The following is a 19,769-nucleotide window of genomic DNA, read 5'->3' as shown; positions in this document are numbered from 1 at the left end:
AATATTAAACAAAATATCACGTATCATACTTATTGTTATCATTTCACTTTAAGTGACGCTGAATCATTTTTATCACATTTTTGTATATCAACATCTATAAGTTTGATCAACTGACTAAGAATATGTTTTGCCTCTATAAATCGCTTATTGATAGTTGGTAATAAACAATCAAAAAAAAGACTCTGATCAGGACGAATAATGATCTTCCCTTTTTGTTGCATAATATACTGTAAAAGTTTTTCTGGATTATGAAATTTTTTATTACGGAACTGTACGATAATACCTTTTGGACCTATATCCATCTTTTCTATATTGGCTATTCGACAAAGCAATTTAAGAAATAGTACTTTTAAGAGATGAACGACCTCTATAGGCAATGAACCAAAACGATCAACCATTTCTTCTTTAAAACGATTAATATCAGTATGATCTGTAATATTTCCAAGACGACGATATAAAGAAAGACGTAAATTAACATCAGAGACATAACTATCAGGAATCATGACCGATGCTTCTATCATGATTTGCGGAGACCAATCACTATCGACTAATTCTCTTTTTCCTTTAATCGACGCAACAGTTTCTCCTAGCATTTTTTGATATAGTTCAAAACCTACTTCCTTAATATGTCCGGATTGCTCTTCTCCTAAAAGATTTCCTGTACCACGAATATCAAGATCATGACTAGCAAGCTGGAAACCTGCCCCTAAAGTATTCAAGGACTGTAAAATTCTCAAACGTTTTTGAGCAGAAGAAGTTAAAGGTTTGTTTTCTGGAAGCAAAAACAAAGCAAATGATGAAATTTTTGATCGACCAACTCGTCCACGCAATTGATATAACTGAGCTAAGCCAAACATATCAGCTCGTTGAATAATAATTGTATTGGCATTTGGCAAATCTAATCCAGATTCAACAATAGAGGTAGAAAGCAAAATATCATATTTCCTCTCATAGAAGCCATTCATTGTTTCTTCAAGATTTTTAGGAGACATTTGTCCATGTGCCATCGCAACTTTAAGCTCTGGAACTTCTGATTGCAAAAAATCATAACATTTATCTAAATCTAACAAACGGGGACATACATAAAAACTTTGACCACCCCGATAATATTCACGCATTAAGGTTTCCCGAATCAATAACGGATCAAAGATTGAAATAGAAGTTCGACAAGCAATACGATTAATCGGCGGCATACTAATCAATGACAATTCTCGTACGCCTGTTATTGCTAGTTGTAAAGTACGCGGGATAGGTGTCGCAGAAAGAGTTAATACATGTACGCCAGTATGGGTTTCCTTTAATGCTTCCTTATGTTTGACACCAAAATGCTGTTCTTCATCAACAATAATTAATCCGAGATTGGAAAAAGTAATTTTTGGATCCAACAAAGCGTGAGTTCCAATCACAATATCTACCTGACCTTCTGCAATGGCTTTTTTATGAAGAGCCACTTCTTTTGGTTTGACAAAACGTGAAACACTCACTATCCGCACCGGGAAATCTTGAAAACGTTCCGAAAACAAACGAAAGTGCTGTCGTACCAGAAGCGTTGTAGGGGCAATAACTGCTACTTGTAATCCATTCATGACTGCAATAAAAGCAGCACGCAATGCAATCTCTGTTTTCCCAAATCCTACATCACCGCAAATTAATCTATCCATAAGATGACCACTAGTAAAATCTTGAATCACAGCATCAACGGCTTTTTCTTGATCTTCAGTTTCTACATGAGGAAATTTTTTGACAAATTGGCTATAAAGATCTTGCGAAACTGTCAGGGCAGGCACATTGTGAATCAATCTTTTAGCTGCAATATCAACAAGTTTTTGTGCCAAATCTTCAAGACGCTTTTTTAAATTAGATTTGCGTGATTGCCAAGAAGATCCTCCCAACTTATCCAGCATAATCGTCTCATTTTCTGTGCTATACTGAGAGATCAAATCAATGTTTTCTACAGGCACAAATAATTTAGCATTATCAGCATAATGCAATTCGAGGCAATCATGTGATGTTCCAGAAACCTCAATACTACTTAAACGTATAAAACGACCTATTCCATGCTCCGCATGAACAATAATAGAACCTTCTTCTATATTTGAAGATTCAAAAAAAGAATTAGCTAGAGAACTTTTGCGAACAGTACGACGTATAATTCTTTTTCCTAAAAGATCTTTTTCAGTAACAAGGATCATATTTCCTGTTTCAAATCCTTGATCAATAGGCAGGACTGCTGCTGCTATTTCTTCTTTAGCCAGAGAATGTATTTCGTTGAAACAATCGATCTTTTTTATTTTATTTAAGCCATCACTTTCCATCAGGTGTATTAAATGTTGTAATGCCCCTTTGGAGGATGCAGCAATGAAGGCTTTTTTTCCTTTTTGAAATTGCTGAGCAACATAGCTAAGAAATCGATCAAATCTATTCATTGATTCCCAATTTTCTTGCGATTCAATTTTTTGCACAGCTGATGGTACCCAAGATTTTCCCGGACGTACATTCAAACACACAACACAACTATGAGAGGTTTCCTGTTGGCTAAAGGGAGTCATCTGAATTAATTTATTAGAACTTTCTAGCATTGCCTCAAATTGCTGATAAGTAAGATAAAGTTTTTCTGGTAAAATGGGCTTGTAAATAGAATAATTTTTTTTGTCGGAAGAATGCTGACATCTAGCCTCATAATAATCTTGAATCAATTGAGAACGTTTGTGCGCTGTATCCTTGACAGCAGAATCTGTCACTATACAAAAGTCAGCTAAGTATGAAAAAATTGTTTCCATCTTTTGATAGAAAAAAGGCAACCAATGCTCCATTCCTGGATATCGATTGCCTTGAGAAACAGTAACATAGAGTAAATCTTTTTGCGTTGCTGCACCAAAATTTAAAAGATAATTTTTACGAAAAAGACTGATATTTTCAGAGGTTAAAACAACCTCACTCAAAGTATTAATTGTAAAAGTAGAAATTTCTCTGATCGTACGCTGGCTAGCATAATCAAAAAGACGAAGGCTTTCTATCGTATCTCCGAAAAAGTCTAAACGAACAGGATATTTTTCAGAAGGTCCATAGACATCAAGAATACCTCCGCGTACAGCATATTCACCTACTTTATACACCGTATTGACCCGTTGAAAACCGTTTTTTTCTAATTTTTCTATAACCTTTGCCATACTAATCTGATCTTTAGATTGTATTGAAAACTTACAATCTTTTATCGACATAAAATTGACAGAACGGCACATCACCGCACTCACTGTTGTAAGTATAATGCTTGTTTTTTTAGATGGATTACAAGAAATCAAATGTGAAAAACAAGCAAGACGATCTGTTACAACACGAGGAGAAGCTGATATACGATCATATGGAAGGCAATCCCAAGCTGGAAAAATAATAACATCAATATCAGGGACAATAAATGCAAGGGTTTTCTTGATATTAACTAAAGCACGTTCATCAGAACCGATATAAACAAGAGATAATCCAGAACGCGCTATTTCTGCTAAAACGAATGGTTCTGTACCAGGAAAAACTTGAGAAAGTGTGATTTTTTTGCAGGGTTTTTCATTAATTTTATTGATATAATCCCCAAAAATCATTGTAGACTTCCTAGAATATTTTTATGATTTAAATTGATTGAATAATAATCACAGATCTTTTTAAAAATAGGTGTACAAAGATGTTCTGGCACTTTTTCTATTCCTGTGAACCATTTAAAAAGATTGGAATCATCTTCTTCTATAATAGATTCGAGCATATCCAATTCGATTGGACTCAGATCTAAAATAAATTGATCGACGAATGATCCTAGAATAAAATCCATTTCACGTGTACCCCTGTGCCAACAACGGTATACAATTCTTCGACAATGAACATTCATAATTTTTCTCATTTAATGACTCTACTTATTGTTAACATATTGCTATAATTCTTTATGAAATCATCGTTTTCATCATTGATTGTAATCATTAAAGTATGCGCCCTTCCTTACTCAATCCTCTTTTTGCCCCTTTATCGTCTCTTCGTGGCGTCGGGGAAAAAAATGTTTTGCTTTTTTCCAAAATTATAGATTTTGGAAATGCGAATGAATCCCGTTTCATAGACCTTTTATTTTATTATCCTTCATCCTTTATTGATCGTAGATACCATCCAAAAATTTCAGAAATTTCAGAAGAAAGAGTTGTAACGATAACTGGTCATATCGCCTCTCTCCCCTCTGTAAGATCCCCTAAAAAAATACCTTATCAAATTCTACTAAATGATGGAACTGGTGAAATAAGCTTATTATTTTTTCACAAAAAAACCGAGTGGTTGAAAAATATTTTTTTTAAAGGAAGGAAAATTACGGTTACAGGACAAATAAAAAAATTCAAAAACCGCCTCACCATGATTCATCCTCATTATTTTTTTTACGATTCTCAAGATGTAATATTACCTCTTATTGAACCAATTTATTCTCTTCCCACGGGCTTATCAGCCGATTTTTTTAAAAAAATTGTAGACGAAGCACTATCACGATTACCAACATTACCTGAGTGGTTAGAAAACGATTTATTACAAGAAAAATCCTTTCCTTCCATGAAAGAAGCATTCAAAATTATTCACAATCCTCGTGATGTAAAAGATTTTGAATGGACATCTCCTGCAAGAGAAAGATTAGCTTATGATGAATTTTTAGCTGGACAAATTGCGTTGTTACTGGTTCGAAAGAAATTCAAAGAAGAATTAGGAATTCCAATCCAAGTTGAAGGAAAAATAGCTCAAAAAATTGTACAAAGCCTTCCTTTTTCTCCAACAAAAAGTCAAAACCTCGCCATCAGAGATATTCTCCAAGATATGTCGCAAAAAAATAGAATGCTTCGTATTCTACAAGGAGACGTAGGGTCTGGAAAAACACTCGTTGCTTTAATTGCCATGGCAACAGCAGTAGAAGCGGGAGGACAAGCTGTTATCATGGCTCCTATCGGTATTTTAGCGCAACAACACTATGAATTCATCAAAAAATACACGCAAGATTCTCAAATTGGTATCGAAATTATTACAGGGAATATGCCCAAATCACAAAGAAAAATAGCCTTAAAACGTATTGCCAATGGTCAAGCACAAATTATCATTGGCACTCACGCCCTTTTTCAAGATTCCATTCAATATCATAAACTCATTTTAATTGTTGTAGATGAACAACATCGTTTTGGAGTTCAACAACGTCTTAAATTGACTCAAAAAGGCAATTCTCCTCATGTCTTATTGATGACAGCAACTCCTATTCCTCGCACACTTATTCTCACCGCTTTTGGTGACATTAATGTTTCCAAAATAACGGAAAAACCTGCAGGCAGAAAACCTATTAAAACCGTTATTATTCCTATTAGTAGAATAAATGAAGTTGTTGAAAGACTGAAAGTAGTTGTGTCCGAAAATAAAAAAGCCTATTGGATTTGTCCTCAAATCGAAGAAAAAGAAGAATCGCATTTTTGTTCAGTGATAGAACGCTTTAAAAGCCTGCAAGAACAGTTTGGATCAGATATCGCTATCATTCACGGACGCATGTCTGATACTGACAAGGAATCAATCATGAATTCTTTTAAAAATGGAACATATAAATTGTTAATTGCAACAACCGTTATTGAAGTCGGAGTAGATGTTATTGATGCTTCTATTATAATAATAGAACATGCAGAACATTTTGGACTTGCGCAACTCCATCAATTAAGAGGAAGGGTTGGGCGTGGCGAAGAAGTATCAAGTTGTATTTTACTATACCACCCTCCTCTAAGTAGAGTTAGTTATACAAGATTATCTATACTCAGAAATACAGAAGATGGGTTTCTTATTGCTGAAGAAGATTTAAAGCAACGTGGAGAAGGAGAAATTCTTGGCATAAAGCAATCTGGAATGCCAAAATTTCTCATTGCTCAACCTGAATTACATAGTACACTATTAGAAATAGCACGCAAAGATGCCATCAATATTATCAAACAAGATCCAAATCTGACCAGTGTTCGAGGACGATCTCTACGCATACTTTTATACCTCTATCGATATAATGAAGCATTTCAATTTATTAAAGCAGGATAATTAAATCGAGTTACCAATGCATATCTTGCCAATTATGTGAAAAAGTTGGCAAATCAATTTCAAAGTTGCTTTAAACACTTCAAAGCATCTCGCTTAAGGAGATTGTTGACTTATTGTTCCGTGATAATCAAACCATTTCTCGTATGTTAGAAAATAATAGTATAAGTATAAGATAGAAAAAATAGAAATAATAAGTTATTAAAATATTTTTATTAAATAAATTAAATAATAATAATATATTTATTTTATTAAAAACATCTATTATACTTTGAAATATATTTAATATATTGAAATATAGTACTATTATATTAAAAAAATAATTATATTATCAGTTAATATAAAATAATTGAGAAGAAAAAGTATATGAATAAAATAAACATAATCCCTATTATAAGGAATATTATCACTACTCAATGGTTGTGATTCTCATAAATCCAAGCACCACGCAAAAGCCATAAAAGCTATAGAATTACCTCCACAAGGAAGTGATGTGAATCAAAGAAAAACCTTGAAATCCATAGATCACCTCCAAAAATAGTATGTTCAAAAGAATAAAAAATATAATAACTGGATCCTATCACAACTCCATACAAAAAGATCCACAAACAGCAGAAGGAAAATAAATTCTCCAACAATTGCGTATTGCGCGTAAAAGGAAGAGAGAAGCTGATCATGACTTGCTATTTCCAATGCTTTCTCCCTTAAAATGTAGAAAACAAAGAGGAATTAATATAAAATTTCTTTTAAAGAGAATTTCAATTTAATATAAATCTAAATTTCAATTCAATTTTTCCCATTTTTACTAAAATTCGCCTTCAATCCTCGTCGTTCAAGACGGGGATAAAAAGAGAAAAATAATCATTTTTTTTCAGCTATAGATTCATCTTCTTGACTATATGTTGCAGAATCCGATTTATATTCTTTTCTACATTTTACATTTTCAGGTATAAGAAGTCCGCCAGATATGAGCATTTTTGCAGAATCCTCAGCAGTCATATCAAGCATAATCACCTTTTCTCTAGGAACAAAAACAAGCATTCCAGCCGTTGGTAACGGTGTTGGCGGTATAAAAACAGTCACCATATCTGGGTTTCCTCGATCTAAAAATTTTTCTTGTAACTCTCCTTTGACATCTGTCGTTAAGAAGCATAAAGACCAAAAACCAGAACTAGGATATTCTACAAGACATGCATGTTTAAAAGAGTTGGAATTCTTTTTAAGGATAGTGCGAATGATTTGTTGAGTGCCTTTATAAAGATGTCGAACAATAGGGGTATTACTTAAGATAGCTTCTCCCATGAAAAAGAAAAATCTTCCTAGTAAATTTCTTCCAAGAAATCCAACAATATTAATACCAATAATAACGATTAAAAGCCCGAATCCAGGAACAGGGAAATCAACATAATATCCAGGATTATATCGATTAGGAATATAGGGTACAATAAAGCTATCAAACCATTGGATTAAAGACAAGGTAAACCAGATCGTTATTGCAGCTGGCGCACATATAATAAGTCCAGCAAAAAAGTTATTTCGAATCTTTGCGGAAATAGATGAATGTAATGACTTTTTATACATAACAAGGATTCTCCAGTTTAATCACTGAATAGGTTCATAAAAATAAGACAAAAAGTACTTATTCTACAGTTACTGATTTTGCTAGATTACGAGGTTGGTCAACATCTGTCCCCATAAAAACAGCCGTGCAATAAGCTATCATCTGGATTGGCAAGGAAAAAATAATTGGAGAAATTATCTCATTTGTATTAGGAAGAACAATTGTTTCTAAAGATGGAAAATCTTGTCTTTTTGCGCCTTCCTCATCTGTGATGAAAACAATCCGACCTCCACGCGCTACGATCTCTTGTACATTAGACAAATTTTTTGAAAAAAATCGATCATAAGGAGCTATAACAATGACAGGAGTATCCTGAGAAATCAAAGCAATCGGACCATGCTTTAGCTCACCCGCCGCGTAACCTTCGGCATGAATATAAGAAATCTCTTTTATTTTTAAAGCACCCTCCAACGCTAAAGGATAACTAGATCCCCTTCCAATATACAATATATTATGACATTTTGATAACAAACAACATAATTTTTCTACCTGTGAATAAATATTTTGAAGAATATTAAACATCTTACGAGGAACTTCAATCAAGGATTCAATTAATTCTTTTTCCTGATCTGCATGAATATGCCCTCTTATTTTTCCGGCATATATTGCCATAATTAAAAGAACAGAAAGCTGACAACTAAATGCTTTAGTAGAAGCCACCCCTATTTCTGGACCTGCTTTAATGGGAAATACTAAATCAGATTCTCTAGCAATACTTGATTCCAAAACATTGACCAAAGATCCAATCATCAAACCGTTAGAACGCATATAACGCAGCGATGCCAATGTATCTGCTGTTTCTCCTGATTGAGAAATAAACAAGGAAGCCCATTCCGAAGAATAAACGAAATCTCGATAACGAAATTCAGACGAAACATCAATTTCAACTTTTAATCCGGCTAAACGTTCAAACCAAAATTTTCCTATTAATCCCGCCAGATAAGAAGTTCCACAAGAAGAAACGAGCAGACCAGATATTTTAGCAAAATCATAATTAAAAATAGTAGGAACGATTGTATGATCCGAGAGGTGAAGATAATGGCTAAGAACTCGAGAAATAGCTTCTGGCTGCTCATAAATTTCTTTTTCCATGAAGTGGCGATATTGTCCTTTTCCGACAAGAAAAGGAGCAACCTGCACTATCTGACTGGCACGCTCTACTTCATTGTTTTTTGAATCGTAAATCGTTAATCCAGAACTGTGCACTACGGCCCAATCACCATCTTCAATATATGTGACCTTATCGGTCAATAAAGCAAGCGCTGTTACATCTGATCCAATAAACATCTCTCCTTCCCCATGACCAATAATCAAAGGAGCCCCCTTGCGAGCAACAATAATAGTATTAGGATCATCTTCAAAAATGACAGCTATAGCATACGATCCTATCAAACAGTGCATAATTTTTTGCATACATTCTTTTTTACTCAAACCATCTCTGATAAATTTTGCTAAGAGACAGGCAATAACTTCTGTATCAGTTTCGGTTTGAAAAACTGATCGAAAAGAAACAAGTTCTTTTTTGAGACAGGAAAAATTTTCAATAATACCATTATGGATAACAGCTATTCCATCAATGCAGTGTGGATGAGCATTTTCTTTACTAGGCATACCATGCGTTGCCCAACGAGTATGAGCAATACCGATATTTCCTTTCAATGGATTTTTTTTCAATTCTTGATCTAATGCAGAAAGTTTTCCTTGTGCACGTATACACTGAATTTTTCCATCATAAATCGTTGCCATTCCAGAAGAATCATATCCTCGATATTCAAGACGTTTCAGTGCTTCAAAAAGACGTTTCTCTACCTTTTTTTTTCCAACAATTCCAACGATACCACACATTCAACCACCTTTACTTAGCTAAAAACTTTTTGATCTTATTCCATCATAAACATTAAAATAATTTTATAAGTAAAAATCCATTATTTGACAAAATTTATAAAATATTACTTTCTTTTTCTTATTAACAAAGCCTTTTTTTCTTTTACAATTTGCCGAGATCTAGCAAGAACGAGCGAATTTTCAGGAGTATCTTGAGTAATAACACTGCCAGACGCCACATAAGAACCACTCCCAATAGTCACAGGAGCAATCAAAGAAGAATTGGATCCAATAAAAGCATTATCACATATATGTGTCTCATGTTTATTAATACCATCATAATTACAGGTAACAACACCAGCTCCTATATTGACGCTTTCCCCCACAAAACTATCCCCAACATAACTAAGATGATTGATTTTACTACCTTCCCCAATAACAGTGTTTTTGATCTCACAAAAATTTCCTATCCGTACATTTTGCTCTATTGTTGTTCCTGGTCTTAAACGAGCAAAAGGCCCAATAACGGCATTTTTACCGACATGCACCCCTTCTAAATACGAAAATGCACGTATATGCGCAGCACTTTCAACGACAACACCATATCCAAAAAAAACATGAGGTTCAATTACTGTATCTGGATCAATAATAGTATCATGCGATAGAAAAACAGTTTCTGGAGAGATCATGGCAACACCCGACATCATCATACGACGACGACGATTTACTTGCCAGATACTCTCAACTATAGAAAGTTCATGGCGATTATTACACCCATAAACTTCTTGTTCCATAGCATCGACACTTGCAATAGTTTTTCCAGCAAATTGCGCTATTGCAACAATATCTGTTAAATAATACTCTTGCGATTTGTTTTCTTTATTAATTTTTAAAAGCCAATCGAGAATATGCACACCGTCTATGGCCATTAGTCCGCTATTACAATACTTTATCTTTTTTTCCGCATCACTCGCATCTTTTTCTTCACGAATAGCTACCAATTCATTATTGTTTATCAACAAACGTCCATATCCCTCAGGATTATCGGTGTTAAATCCGATAACTGCAATAGAATATCCTTGGACTATTTTATCCATTGCTTCTTTTAAAGTATGAGCAGGAACAAGCGGCACATCACCATACATGATAATAATATCATCATAGCCTCGTTTTATAGCATCTTGAGCCGATAAAACAGCATGGGCAGTTCCTTGTTGGGAATCTTGAATAAAATATTCTACTGATAATTCTGCCGGAAAATCAATCTTTGAAACCGCTTCTGCACCATGGCCTAGAACTAAAGCAACATCTCTAATACCTGCTGCTGATATCGTTTCCATAACATGACAAATCATTGGTTTACCAGCAATTTTCTGCAACACCTTCGGAAAAGAAGACTTCATACGCTGTCCACTACCCGCAGCAAGAACAATAGCAAGACACTTACGTTTCATCAAAACCTCATCAACATATAAAAATATTCAAAAATCTATCAAGAAAAATGCTATTATTCTATTAATGACATTTTAACTACTTTCATAAAGGGACGCCATAAAATATCGTCTTTATAATTCCATTCCTATCTGTGACAAATATTTTGGATCATTGCCCCAATTTTTTTGCACTTTTACAAAAATAACCAGATGAACAACTTGTTCTAGTATTTCTGCTATCTCTCTTCTCGCTTCTAAAGAAATTATTTTGATATTTTGTCCATTCTTACCAAGAATAATCTTCTTCTGATTAGAACGCTCTATATAAATTACTTGTCGTATTAACAGCGAACCATCTTTTCTTTCTTCCCACTTTTCAGTTTTAACATGAGAAGAATACGGTATTTCTTGATGAAGATGTAAAAACAACTTCTCACGCGTAATTTCTGCAGCAAAATGAAACATAGGAAGATCAGAAACCTGATCTGGAGAATAAATCCAAGGACCTACAGGTAATGTAGAATATAAATAATTTAAAACATCCTGACAACCATGGCCTTTTAGCGCAGATACCATGAAAGTTTTTTCTACACACACTAATTTATTTATTATTTCAGCTTGTTCAAGTAAGCGCTCTGGCTTAACACAATCGATCTTATTCAAAATCAAAACCAACCGACCTGAACGTTTTCCAATTTCTTTTAAAATATCATGTACATCAGGTTGTAATCCACGATTACTATCTATAACAAGAAAAACAATATCCGCATGTTTGACAGTACTCCAAGACAAACGAATCATCATCTTATGATATGAATCTTTCGCTTTAAAAATCCCTGGAGTATCCAAAAACACTACTTGCACATCTTTTTCTGAAACAATACCTCGCACTATCGAACGCGTTGTTTGTACTTTGTGAGTAACAATGGAAACTTTTGCCCCAACAAATTTATTAACAAGTGTAGATTTTCCAGCATTAGTAGCTCCAACTAATGCAACGCAACCCGAACGAGTTTTATACTCAACAAGACCATTATGCTCATTAGAAAAAACAATCTCACTCATAATGCATATTCTATATTGATCAACTCCAAATTCCCTCACGCCTCAGAATTTCTGCAGCAGCCATTTGTTCTGCAGAACGTTTTGAACAATCGATTCCTTTGCCAGAATAAAGACCCAAAACATCAACCATCACTGTGAAGCGTGGATCATGATCTGGTCCTGAACGCAACATAATTTTATATGTTGGAGTAACTCTAAATTTTGCATGTGCCCACTCTTGTAATTCAGTCTTAGCATCACGACGAAATTCTCCATTTTTAAGAACGCGCTTTTTCCAGTATTTTGTTACAAAAGAACTGGCAGATTCAATTCCACCATCAAGATACAACGCAGCGATCAAACTTTCTACAACATCAGCTTGAATGCCTTTTACAAATTTACAAACCTCCATCCTCAGATCAGAACTCACATATATAAAAGAATCCAACTCTAGTTCCTTTGCAACTTGAGAACAAGTTTCTGCACTCACAAGGGAATTAAAGCGAATAGAAAGCTCTCCTTCTTTAGCAGAATCAAAATAATCAAATAATAGTTTTGATATTAAAATACCAAGAACGCGATCACCAAGAAATTCTAATCTTTCATAATTTTCTTGCGGAGAATGACAAATGCTTGAATGAGTCAATGCCTTTTTCAACAAATACTTGTTCGAAAAAGTATAACCTATTCGTCTTTCTAAAGCTGAAAGTTTTAATGATAAATTCACAAAATTTTGCACAATCTATTCCAACGTATATTGGGAATCCAAAGCCATATTTTACTAAATGGAATATTATCTCCAATAGAAAAAAGAACTAAACTGGCCCGACCAATTAAATTTTCTTCCGGAACAAAACCAACCTCAATCCAACGACTATCCTTTGATTTGTCACGATTATCTCCCATCATAAAGTAGTGACCCTTAGGAACAAAAAAATCAGGGATATTACTACTCGGTGCGAAAGAATTCTGCGAAAGAACTTTATAAGACATGCCATTACTCAACTCTTCTCTAAAAAGAGGAATATCATGACCCCAATCTTCCTTATAGTGATAAGAAAACATCCCTTCTAAATGACGCGTTACCGGAACATCATTAATGTATATTACGCTCTTTTTAAGAGATATTCTATCTCCAGGAAGACCAATTACCCTTTTAACATAATCAACCGAATCTTTCGTAAAACGAAAAACAACAACATCTCCTCGCTGAGGCGATCCAGCAAAAATACGCCCCTTAAACAAATTAAACGAAAAAGGAAAAGAGTATTTAGAATAACCATAAGAAAACTTATTAATGATAATATAATCCCCAACCAAAAGTGTTGGTATCATAGATCCACTTGGAATAACCGATGGCTGAATGAGAAAAGTTCGAAATAAAACAGCAAGCAATAAAGCTTGCAAAATTGATTTCAACATATCATTGATGAGTATGCTACTTTGCCATTTCTTTTTTATCCACATCCAACTTACTCTCCAAATGCGTGCATTCTAGTATTAAAATACAAGATTACAATATAACAAATCCCCTTTAAATCATTTTAGTCGCAAACGAGCTTCTATAACCACAAATGCCTGAGCAAAAGGAAAATCATCACTTATTGTCAAATGAATAATCGGTTCATATCCTATCGGAATCAGAGCAAAAAGATTATCAGAAGCACAACCTAATACCGAAATACATGGCTTGCCTCCAGGCAAATTAGAAACGACTATATCTTTCCAAGAAATACCACGAGCTATTCCAGTACCTAAAGCTTTAGAAAATGCTTCTTTAGATGCAAAACGCTTTGCATACGAACTAGCACGATGGGAAGAAAAATTGCAGTCATCTTGTTCCGAAGAAGAAAAACAGCGTAATTCAAACTTTTTATTAAAATTCTGCAATAATCTCTGAATACGCTCAATATTAACAATATCACTACCTATACCTATAATCATACTGATTTTTTTCTCCAATAGCAGAACTCTCTTAAAGCAAAAAAAGATCAAAGAAAAATACCCATATAACGTAATATACAGAAAAAAAAACCATTACGAAAACAAGATAGGAGAAATAAAAAAACATTCCCCAAAAAAAATTATTAACCGCTACATAGCCAACGATCTAAATAAATTAAATCAAAAAAACCACACGCCCGACAAGCGCTCTCTTGCATATGAACCAAATCACCTAATAAGCTGACTGAGATCAAATCAGTGTTCAGTCAAAATACACAGAGCTCTATCAACTTTGACTTCTAAAACACAAGATCAAGCTTTACATAAAAAAGCCAATGCAAAAAATACACGTTCAAGCAAAATCATACTGAAGATTAAAAAATATGCTTAGATATGCTAACAAATCCTAAAAAATGTAAAAGATATCAGGTATCATCCCTTTTGTCTGGAACAACAATATTATCAATTCCTTCCAAAAGATCCCCTTCTGACATTTGTCTAAAAGACAAAGACTCGGGCTTATTCCATGGGAAATCACGATTGAGATCAGAATCCTCAACAGGAGTGTCAGGCTCATCAACCTCAACATGCCTCTGAAGAGAATGAATAAAGTCTTCTTCAAGATCATCTGGAGACAAGGCACCACTTGCAATCTCTCGCAAAGAAATGACCGTATTCTTATCATTACCAACTTCAACTGTTGGAGGAGATCCCTGAGATATATGCCTTGCACGATAGCTCGCCAGAAGAACAAGCTCGAATCTATTCTCCACTTTATCAATACAATCTTCTACAGTAATCCTCACGATTAAAACCTCAAAAAAAAAAAAAAAAAAAAAAAAAATACACTTATCAGTTTAGTACAATAAAATAATGCTTATTTCAAGTTTTTAATGGGAAAATGTTGCGTATATCTCTTGCATCATGCTAATATTTTTAATAAACAATTTGAATGAATACTATTTTAAGGCGAATAAAAATGTTTTTATGCAGATAAATATTTATTAAAGACCATTATTTTTGGTTTTAATACAATACTACAATTATATTCAACCAACACATAAGTAAACGATTAAAAATAGGTAAATAGTTTAAAATGTTTGATCCTCGTGAAAAAATTGCTCTTTTTATTGACGGCGCCAATCTTTATGCTGCTTCTAAAGCACTAGGATTTGATATTGATTATAGAAAACTTCTCAAAGCATTTAAGGCACGTGCTAGAGTATTAAGAGCTTACTACTATACTACTGTTCTTGGAGATTCAGATCAGCAGTATTCACCATTACATCCTTTACTTGACTGGTTGCACTACAATGGATTCAAAGTGGTTTCAAAAGTAGCCAAAGAGTTTACAGAAAGCTGTGGACGTAAAAAGATAAAGGCAAGCATGGATGTAGAATTAGCTGTGGATGCTTTCGAACAATCCGAAGGTATTGATCATCTCGTGATATTTTCAGGAGATGGAGATTTTGCAACCTTAGTAGAAGCCCTTCAAAGAAAGTCAAAAAAAGTTACTATTGTTTCAACAGTACTATCAAATCCTTCAATGGTCTCTGATCAATTACGCCGTCAAGCAGATCACTTTATAGACCTTGCTTATCTTAAGAATGAAATTCAACGTGAATCATGCGAAAGCGATTTAGAGGAAAAAAATGATCCAGAATATAAAAAAATCTTCCTAACCAATCTTAGGAAGAACACAACAACGAATTAGAACCTGAAAAATAATTCTTTTTCAAGGAATCTATTATCGCTGTTTGTTTAATAAATCACTAAGCTTTAAAAAAAAGCCTCGACAATTTAATCAGATAAATATTTTGCCTATCTCTGATCAAAAAATCGTTTACTTCATTGTAATAAAATACAATATCTTTTTTTGCTATTTTATAGCAATGCAATGATTCACCCTTATAGCATAGGGTGGTTTCAAATCCATACACAAGAAATTTATGCCTAAATTAGCAGCTCTCCCTATATAAAGTTTTCTGTCGCAGAATAATCTAGCCATGAATCTGGCTCCTCATCCTTGCAACCAACCACCAATCCTTTAACCTTAGAACTTCTACATCTCCTTATTATAATTGCGATGGAATTGGAACTGGAGATGAAAATGGCTTTAAAGATGAAGATCGAGATGGAGGTGGTGGAGATGGAGATGGAGATGGAGATGGAGATGGAATTGGAACTCGATGCGAAGATGAACTTCGAGATGGAGATGGATTTATTCTTGATTTTTTAGACTGAAAATTCTCGGTAGGAATAGGAATAGCTGTTTTTTTCCCCAAAGATATATCATTCTGCCTTCGCAAACTATTATCATCACAGTTACTCAACGAAACAGTTTGACGACGTGTTAATAAATAAGGAATCTTAACAATTTCTTCAACATACTGACACCCTAAAGGCAAACTCATTTTTTGTGTATAAGATCCTATCATAGACTTGAGATATCCTTGATCTGTGCCACTTAAAGATGCCATTCCAAGATATTGCACGTGTACTTTTGCTATCCCTCTTTCCTCAATATGAAGAATTTTTGCCGCTGCATTAGATAGATCTATAAGACGGTTATCATGATATGGACCTCTATCATTCACCCGAACAACAAGAGATATCCCATTTTCTAGATTAGTTACACGTACGTAACTAGGTAAGGGCAGAGTTGGATGAGCCGCAGTAATATATTCAGTTCCATAAATTTCACCATTAGCAGTCAAACGTCCATGAAACGCTTTGCCATACCAAGAAGCCATACCAATTGCAGCATACGAAATATATTGTCTAGGAATATACTGCCTCCCTTTAATCTGATAGGGCTTACCTAAAAGATAACGCCCTCCTCCTCTAGGAACACGTTTTCCAAAAACAATACGATCACTCGCACTTACGCCATATTTACTCTCAGGAAAATATTCATAGTTATTTTTTATACTATCCGACGAAAAAAAACAGGAACTCATCCCTAAAGAAGTGATAGAAATGATACCCATCCTCCAAAAAAAAGAAAAAGAAAATCTAGCCAACAGTTTTTCACCTAACGCAATTACTAATTCTTATTACCTCTACAATAATTCGTATTATATTAGCATAAGATAAATATTAGCAAATAAAATTGATCAATTATAATAAAAAATCCAATACAATATTCGCGCGGAAAAAAATTAATTACTTCAATACATTATACTTGCATTCGCAGGCCGTTGTTTTTCTCCTATTTTTCTGAATATTTTTCAATATTTAAAGACAAGAACTTTTTTATGACAACAACTATCTAAAAAATAATCTAATATCTGAATCGTTTATCTGATCATGCAGTAATTCATTTCTCAACTGTCAAAAAAAAATAATAGCCTATATGAATCCTAAAATACATATAATAAGCAATTGATGTCTGTAAAATTAAAAAACAAGATCTTACTTCCTCTTATCGAACATATTTTATATATTCATCCTTCATAACATCTTTTCCAATTAAACTATATGCCTGCACCAGACTTTGTGCATCATCCGCAGCATACACATTACCTGAACTAGAACAACCCTGAAGCACCTCTTTGTTATCTACTGCAAGGGCGATTGAATAAATGACGGCCTTCTTTTTTTTCATATCATTGCACAATTCAATGGTTTTTCTAGTAGCATTAATGATCATATTCTCCCCATCTGTTAAAAATATGACAATTTTTTTACGATCTTTAGTATCCTGCGGATTTCCGTATAGTTGTTCCCAAGCATATTTCATTCCTACATATGAATTTGTGGATCCAAAAGCTCGATATTTCTTTATATCATTATAAATACGTTTTAGACCTCTTTTTAAAGGCATTGGGAATTGAACCATATCATTAAATCCAACAGATCCAGTTCGAAAAACATTAGCATAATTCGGCACCTTTCTAAAATCCTCCAACATTTTACGGATAGATTTTTTTGCCACCTCTAATCTACTACATGGTGCCTCTTCGGGTTTCATAAAATTGTCATCCATTGAGCTAGAAACATCTAAAACGATCATCAGATCAATATCAGAACCTTCATTACGTCCAATTTTCATAGAACTCAATACCGGTACTGTCACATATTTATTCTTCGGACACAATAAATGAATATTACAAATTTTAAATGGCATTTTATATTGAGATATTGCCGTAATAGAAAGGGTTTTAAAGTTAGAATCTGACTCCAATTTCATAGATGTATCGTCTATCACATTTTGCACATCGGAAGAAAAGTCACTATGTTCTAATTCGTACTTGAGATTCTTTGTCCAAATAGTATTGACTGGGCCTACATTCTTAACCACATCTTCTATATTTTTAAGCTTTATCATTGTCACTGTATCTAAAAGAGCGCGATCTATGACAGCTTGTAATCTTTCTTTCTCCAAATATATATTTGACATTTCAAATACAATTGCCATCAAAATAATAATAAGAGGAAAGATAATTGCACTTGTTATCGTTATAATACCCCTCTTATTCTGAAAAAAATTCCTTATTTTTATGCAATACATCTTAATCCACTCCATATCCAATTGTTATGGATAATGGTACAGTGAATAGAATGATAATTTATAAGTATAAGCAATAAATTTAATTGTATATAATAATTAAATTTATCTATATATAAATTTAATTATATATAACTATTTAATTTTAATATATATATATTATAATATTAATTTATATAATAGTATATTTTAATATTATAATAAAATATAATTATTTTTTAAAAAATAATATTCAAAATAAAATTTTACAATAATAGTATTGTCATACCATATAGTAATTAAAATGATAAATATGCATCATGCTGTGGTTAAGATTATAGTAACTTTTATCTACTAGTTTTAAAGACGTGATAGATTACTGTTCACCTATTTTTGTGATCCCATTCATTATCTTAAAATGAGATCGCAATCGCTTGTTAAAAAGTGGACTTTACTTAATACAATTTTTTTCAAAAAATAAATTTAATTAAAAAATAATCTAGCCGGACTATAAAATGGACAATATATTAAAAGAAGAAATTGACGAAATCTCTGAAATACCCTTACCATTTTTAGAGGATAAAATGACAATTGACGAGGATCATTTAGAAAGATTAATCAGTGAATCACTCGATCGTTGTTTAAAAACACAAATACGCTGATAATAAATAGTTCCAGTATCTACAGAACTGCGATATATTACTTGAAAAGAAAATAACATAGTAAAATCAGTTACTTAATTCACTCTAACCCTGAATCTATAGGGTGTTGATTCTACTATGTTTTCTTTATACCAACCCCGCATCTTTTGACTATCAGATTATCGCTAATTTTCCAACAATAACTCTGCCTCAATCTCTCTTCGAGCCACAAGACCTTTCAACTTCTTTCCACCAGCAAAAACCCATCTTTTGCATTCATGAGATGCACTCTTCCAATCTTCAGCATCTACACATTTCCTTAAAGTGCTTGCCCGATATCTTCCAATTCCAAGATTAAAAACAAAATCCCCGATAGCCGATATACGGTTTTCGCCAGCATGAATAAGAATCGGGGAAACGGTAAATACTTGGCTTAAGCACTTCGAAATATCCCGTTTAAGAAGATCATCTGCTTGTTGTTCAGTTATGGCCAAGTCCTCAAAAACATCATTTCCAGTATGGCCATAACCGATAGTCCAAATACCAGCAGGACAACGGTAGGCTGTTGGCGAAGCCCTTCAAATCTTTTTATTAAATCAATTAAAAGTTGTATCATGATATTGAATCACGCAATTTATAGGTGTTAGTTGATATTAATTTGCATTAAATAAAATTAAAATACGAACGGTGATGTTGCGTAT

16 protein-coding genes are annotated in these 19,769 nt (G+C 33.5%); 2 read left to right on the top strand and 14 right to left on the bottom strand.

The features are described 5' to 3' along the window. Positions 1 to 38: 38 nt before the first annotated feature. Both mfd and CKC_RS02990 read right to left on the bottom strand, forming a co-directional pair. Positions 39 to 3,596 (bottom strand): transcription-repair coupling factor, encoded by a 3,558-nt coding sequence (gene mfd / locus CKC_RS02995; protein WP_013462017.1) that lies wholly within the window; start codon positions 3,594 to 3,596, stop codon positions 39 to 41. Continuing rightward, positions 3,593 to 3,889: a succinate dehydrogenase assembly factor 2 gene (locus CKC_RS02990; RefSeq protein WP_044054096.1), complete on the bottom strand. Its 297-nt coding sequence runs from the start codon at positions 3,887 to 3,889 to the stop codon at positions 3,593 to 3,595. Before CKC_RS02990 ends, mfd begins: the two co-directional genes overlap by 4 nt. A gap of 83 nt (positions 3,890 to 3,972) precedes the next feature. Between CKC_RS02990 and recG the strand changes: the two genes are divergently transcribed. Continuing rightward, positions 3,973 to 6,075 carry an ATP-dependent DNA helicase RecG gene (gene recG, locus CKC_RS02985; RefSeq protein WP_013462015.1) on the top strand — a complete coding sequence of 701 codons (2,103 nt, stop codon included), beginning with the start codon at positions 3,973 to 3,975 and terminating at the stop codon, positions 6,073 to 6,075. A gap of 858 nt (positions 6,076 to 6,933) precedes the next feature. On the opposite strand, the gene CKC_RS02980 is transcribed toward recG, so the two are convergent. The 8 genes from CKC_RS02980 to rpoZ all read right to left on the bottom strand — a co-directional run bounded on the left by CKC_RS02980 (position 6,934) and on the right by rpoZ (position 14,747). Continuing rightward, positions 6,934 to 7,653 (bottom strand): DUF502 domain-containing protein, encoded by a 720-nt coding sequence (locus CKC_RS02980; protein ID WP_013462014.1) that lies wholly within the window; start codon positions 7,651 to 7,653, stop codon positions 6,934 to 6,936. A gap of 58 nt (positions 7,654 to 7,711) precedes the next feature. Then, entirely contained in the window at positions 7,712 to 9,538 is a 1,827-nt protein-coding gene (gene glmS / locus CKC_RS02975) for a glutamine--fructose-6-phosphate transaminase (isomerizing) (protein WP_013462013.1), read from the bottom strand. 104 nt (positions 9,539 to 9,642) lie between these two features. After that, positions 9,643 to 10,971, bottom strand: a complete 1,329-nt coding sequence (gene glmU, locus CKC_RS02970; RefSeq protein WP_013462012.1) for a bifunctional UDP-N-acetylglucosamine diphosphorylase/glucosamine-1-phosphate N-acetyltransferase GlmU — start codon at positions 10,969 to 10,971, stop codon at positions 9,643 to 9,645. A 111-nt stretch (positions 10,972 to 11,082) separates the two neighbouring features. Next, a complete protein-coding gene (era, locus tag CKC_RS02965) occupies positions 11,083 to 12,015 on the bottom strand; it encodes a GTPase Era (RefSeq protein WP_013462011.1) in 933 nt (310 codons plus the stop codon). Positions 12,016 to 12,034: 19 nt separating this feature from the next. Then, the gene (gene rnc / locus CKC_RS02960; protein ID WP_013462010.1) at positions 12,035 to 12,733 is read right to left on the bottom strand and encodes a ribonuclease III; all 699 of its coding nucleotides are present in this window, start codon (positions 12,731 to 12,733) and stop codon (positions 12,035 to 12,037) included. Further along, complete coding sequence (gene lepB, locus CKC_RS02955) at positions 12,718 to 13,461, bottom strand: signal peptidase I (protein WP_013462009.1); 744 nt, start codon at positions 13,459 to 13,461, stop codon at positions 12,718 to 12,720. Before lepB ends, rnc begins: the two co-directional genes overlap by 16 nt. Positions 13,462 to 13,533: 72 nt before the next feature. After that, positions 13,534 to 13,938: a holo-ACP synthase gene (gene acpS, locus CKC_RS02950; RefSeq protein WP_013462008.1), complete on the bottom strand. Its 405-nt coding sequence runs from the start codon at positions 13,936 to 13,938 to the stop codon at positions 13,534 to 13,536. A 425-nt stretch (positions 13,939 to 14,363) separates the two neighbouring features. Next, the gene (gene rpoZ / locus CKC_RS02945; protein WP_044054095.1) at positions 14,364 to 14,747 is read right to left on the bottom strand and encodes a DNA-directed RNA polymerase subunit omega; all 384 of its coding nucleotides are present in this window, start codon (positions 14,745 to 14,747) and stop codon (positions 14,364 to 14,366) included. Between the two features lie 287 nt (positions 14,748 to 15,034). Here rpoZ and CKC_RS02940 point away from each other — a divergent pair, with 287 nt between their 5' ends. Beyond that, positions 15,035 to 15,652, top strand: a complete 618-nt coding sequence (locus tag CKC_RS02940; protein WP_013462006.1) for a LabA-like NYN domain-containing protein — start codon at positions 15,035 to 15,037, stop codon at positions 15,650 to 15,652. A gap of 361 nt (positions 15,653 to 16,013) precedes the next feature. On the opposite strand, the gene CKC_RS06400 is transcribed toward CKC_RS02940, so the two are convergent. The 4 genes from CKC_RS06400 to CKC_RS06395 form a co-directional block, all read right to left on the bottom strand. After that, positions 16,014 to 16,961, bottom strand: a complete 948-nt coding sequence (locus tag CKC_RS06400; protein WP_013462005.1) for a septal ring lytic transglycosylase RlpA family protein — start codon at positions 16,959 to 16,961, stop codon at positions 16,014 to 16,016. Positions 16,962 to 17,362: 401 nt separating this feature from the next. Then, positions 17,363 to 18,358 carry a vWA domain-containing protein gene (locus tag CKC_RS02930; protein WP_338028867.1) on the bottom strand — a complete coding sequence of 332 codons (996 nt, stop codon included), beginning with the start codon at positions 18,356 to 18,358 and terminating at the stop codon, positions 17,363 to 17,365. An 895-nt stretch (positions 18,359 to 19,253) separates the two neighbouring features. Next, positions 19,254 to 19,601, bottom strand: coding sequence for a lysozyme (locus CKC_RS02925; protein WP_080550990.1), 348 nt, complete (start codon positions 19,599 to 19,601; stop codon positions 19,254 to 19,256). Next, complete coding sequence (locus CKC_RS06395) at positions 19,553 to 19,684, bottom strand: hypothetical protein (RefSeq protein ID WP_275450003.1); 132 nt, start codon at positions 19,682 to 19,684, stop codon at positions 19,553 to 19,555. The genes CKC_RS02925 and CKC_RS06395 overlap by 49 nt, the downstream gene beginning before the upstream one ends. Positions 19,685 to 19,769 lie beyond the last annotated feature (85 nt).

This window comes from Candidatus Liberibacter solanacearum CLso-ZC1 (assembly GCF_000183665.1).
GTDB lineage: Bacteria > Pseudomonadota > Alphaproteobacteria > Rhizobiales > Rhizobiaceae > Liberibacter > Liberibacter solanacearum.
The sequence above is the reverse complement of the archived record's forward strand: the minus strand, read 5'-3'. Positions and strand labels throughout refer to the sequence as shown.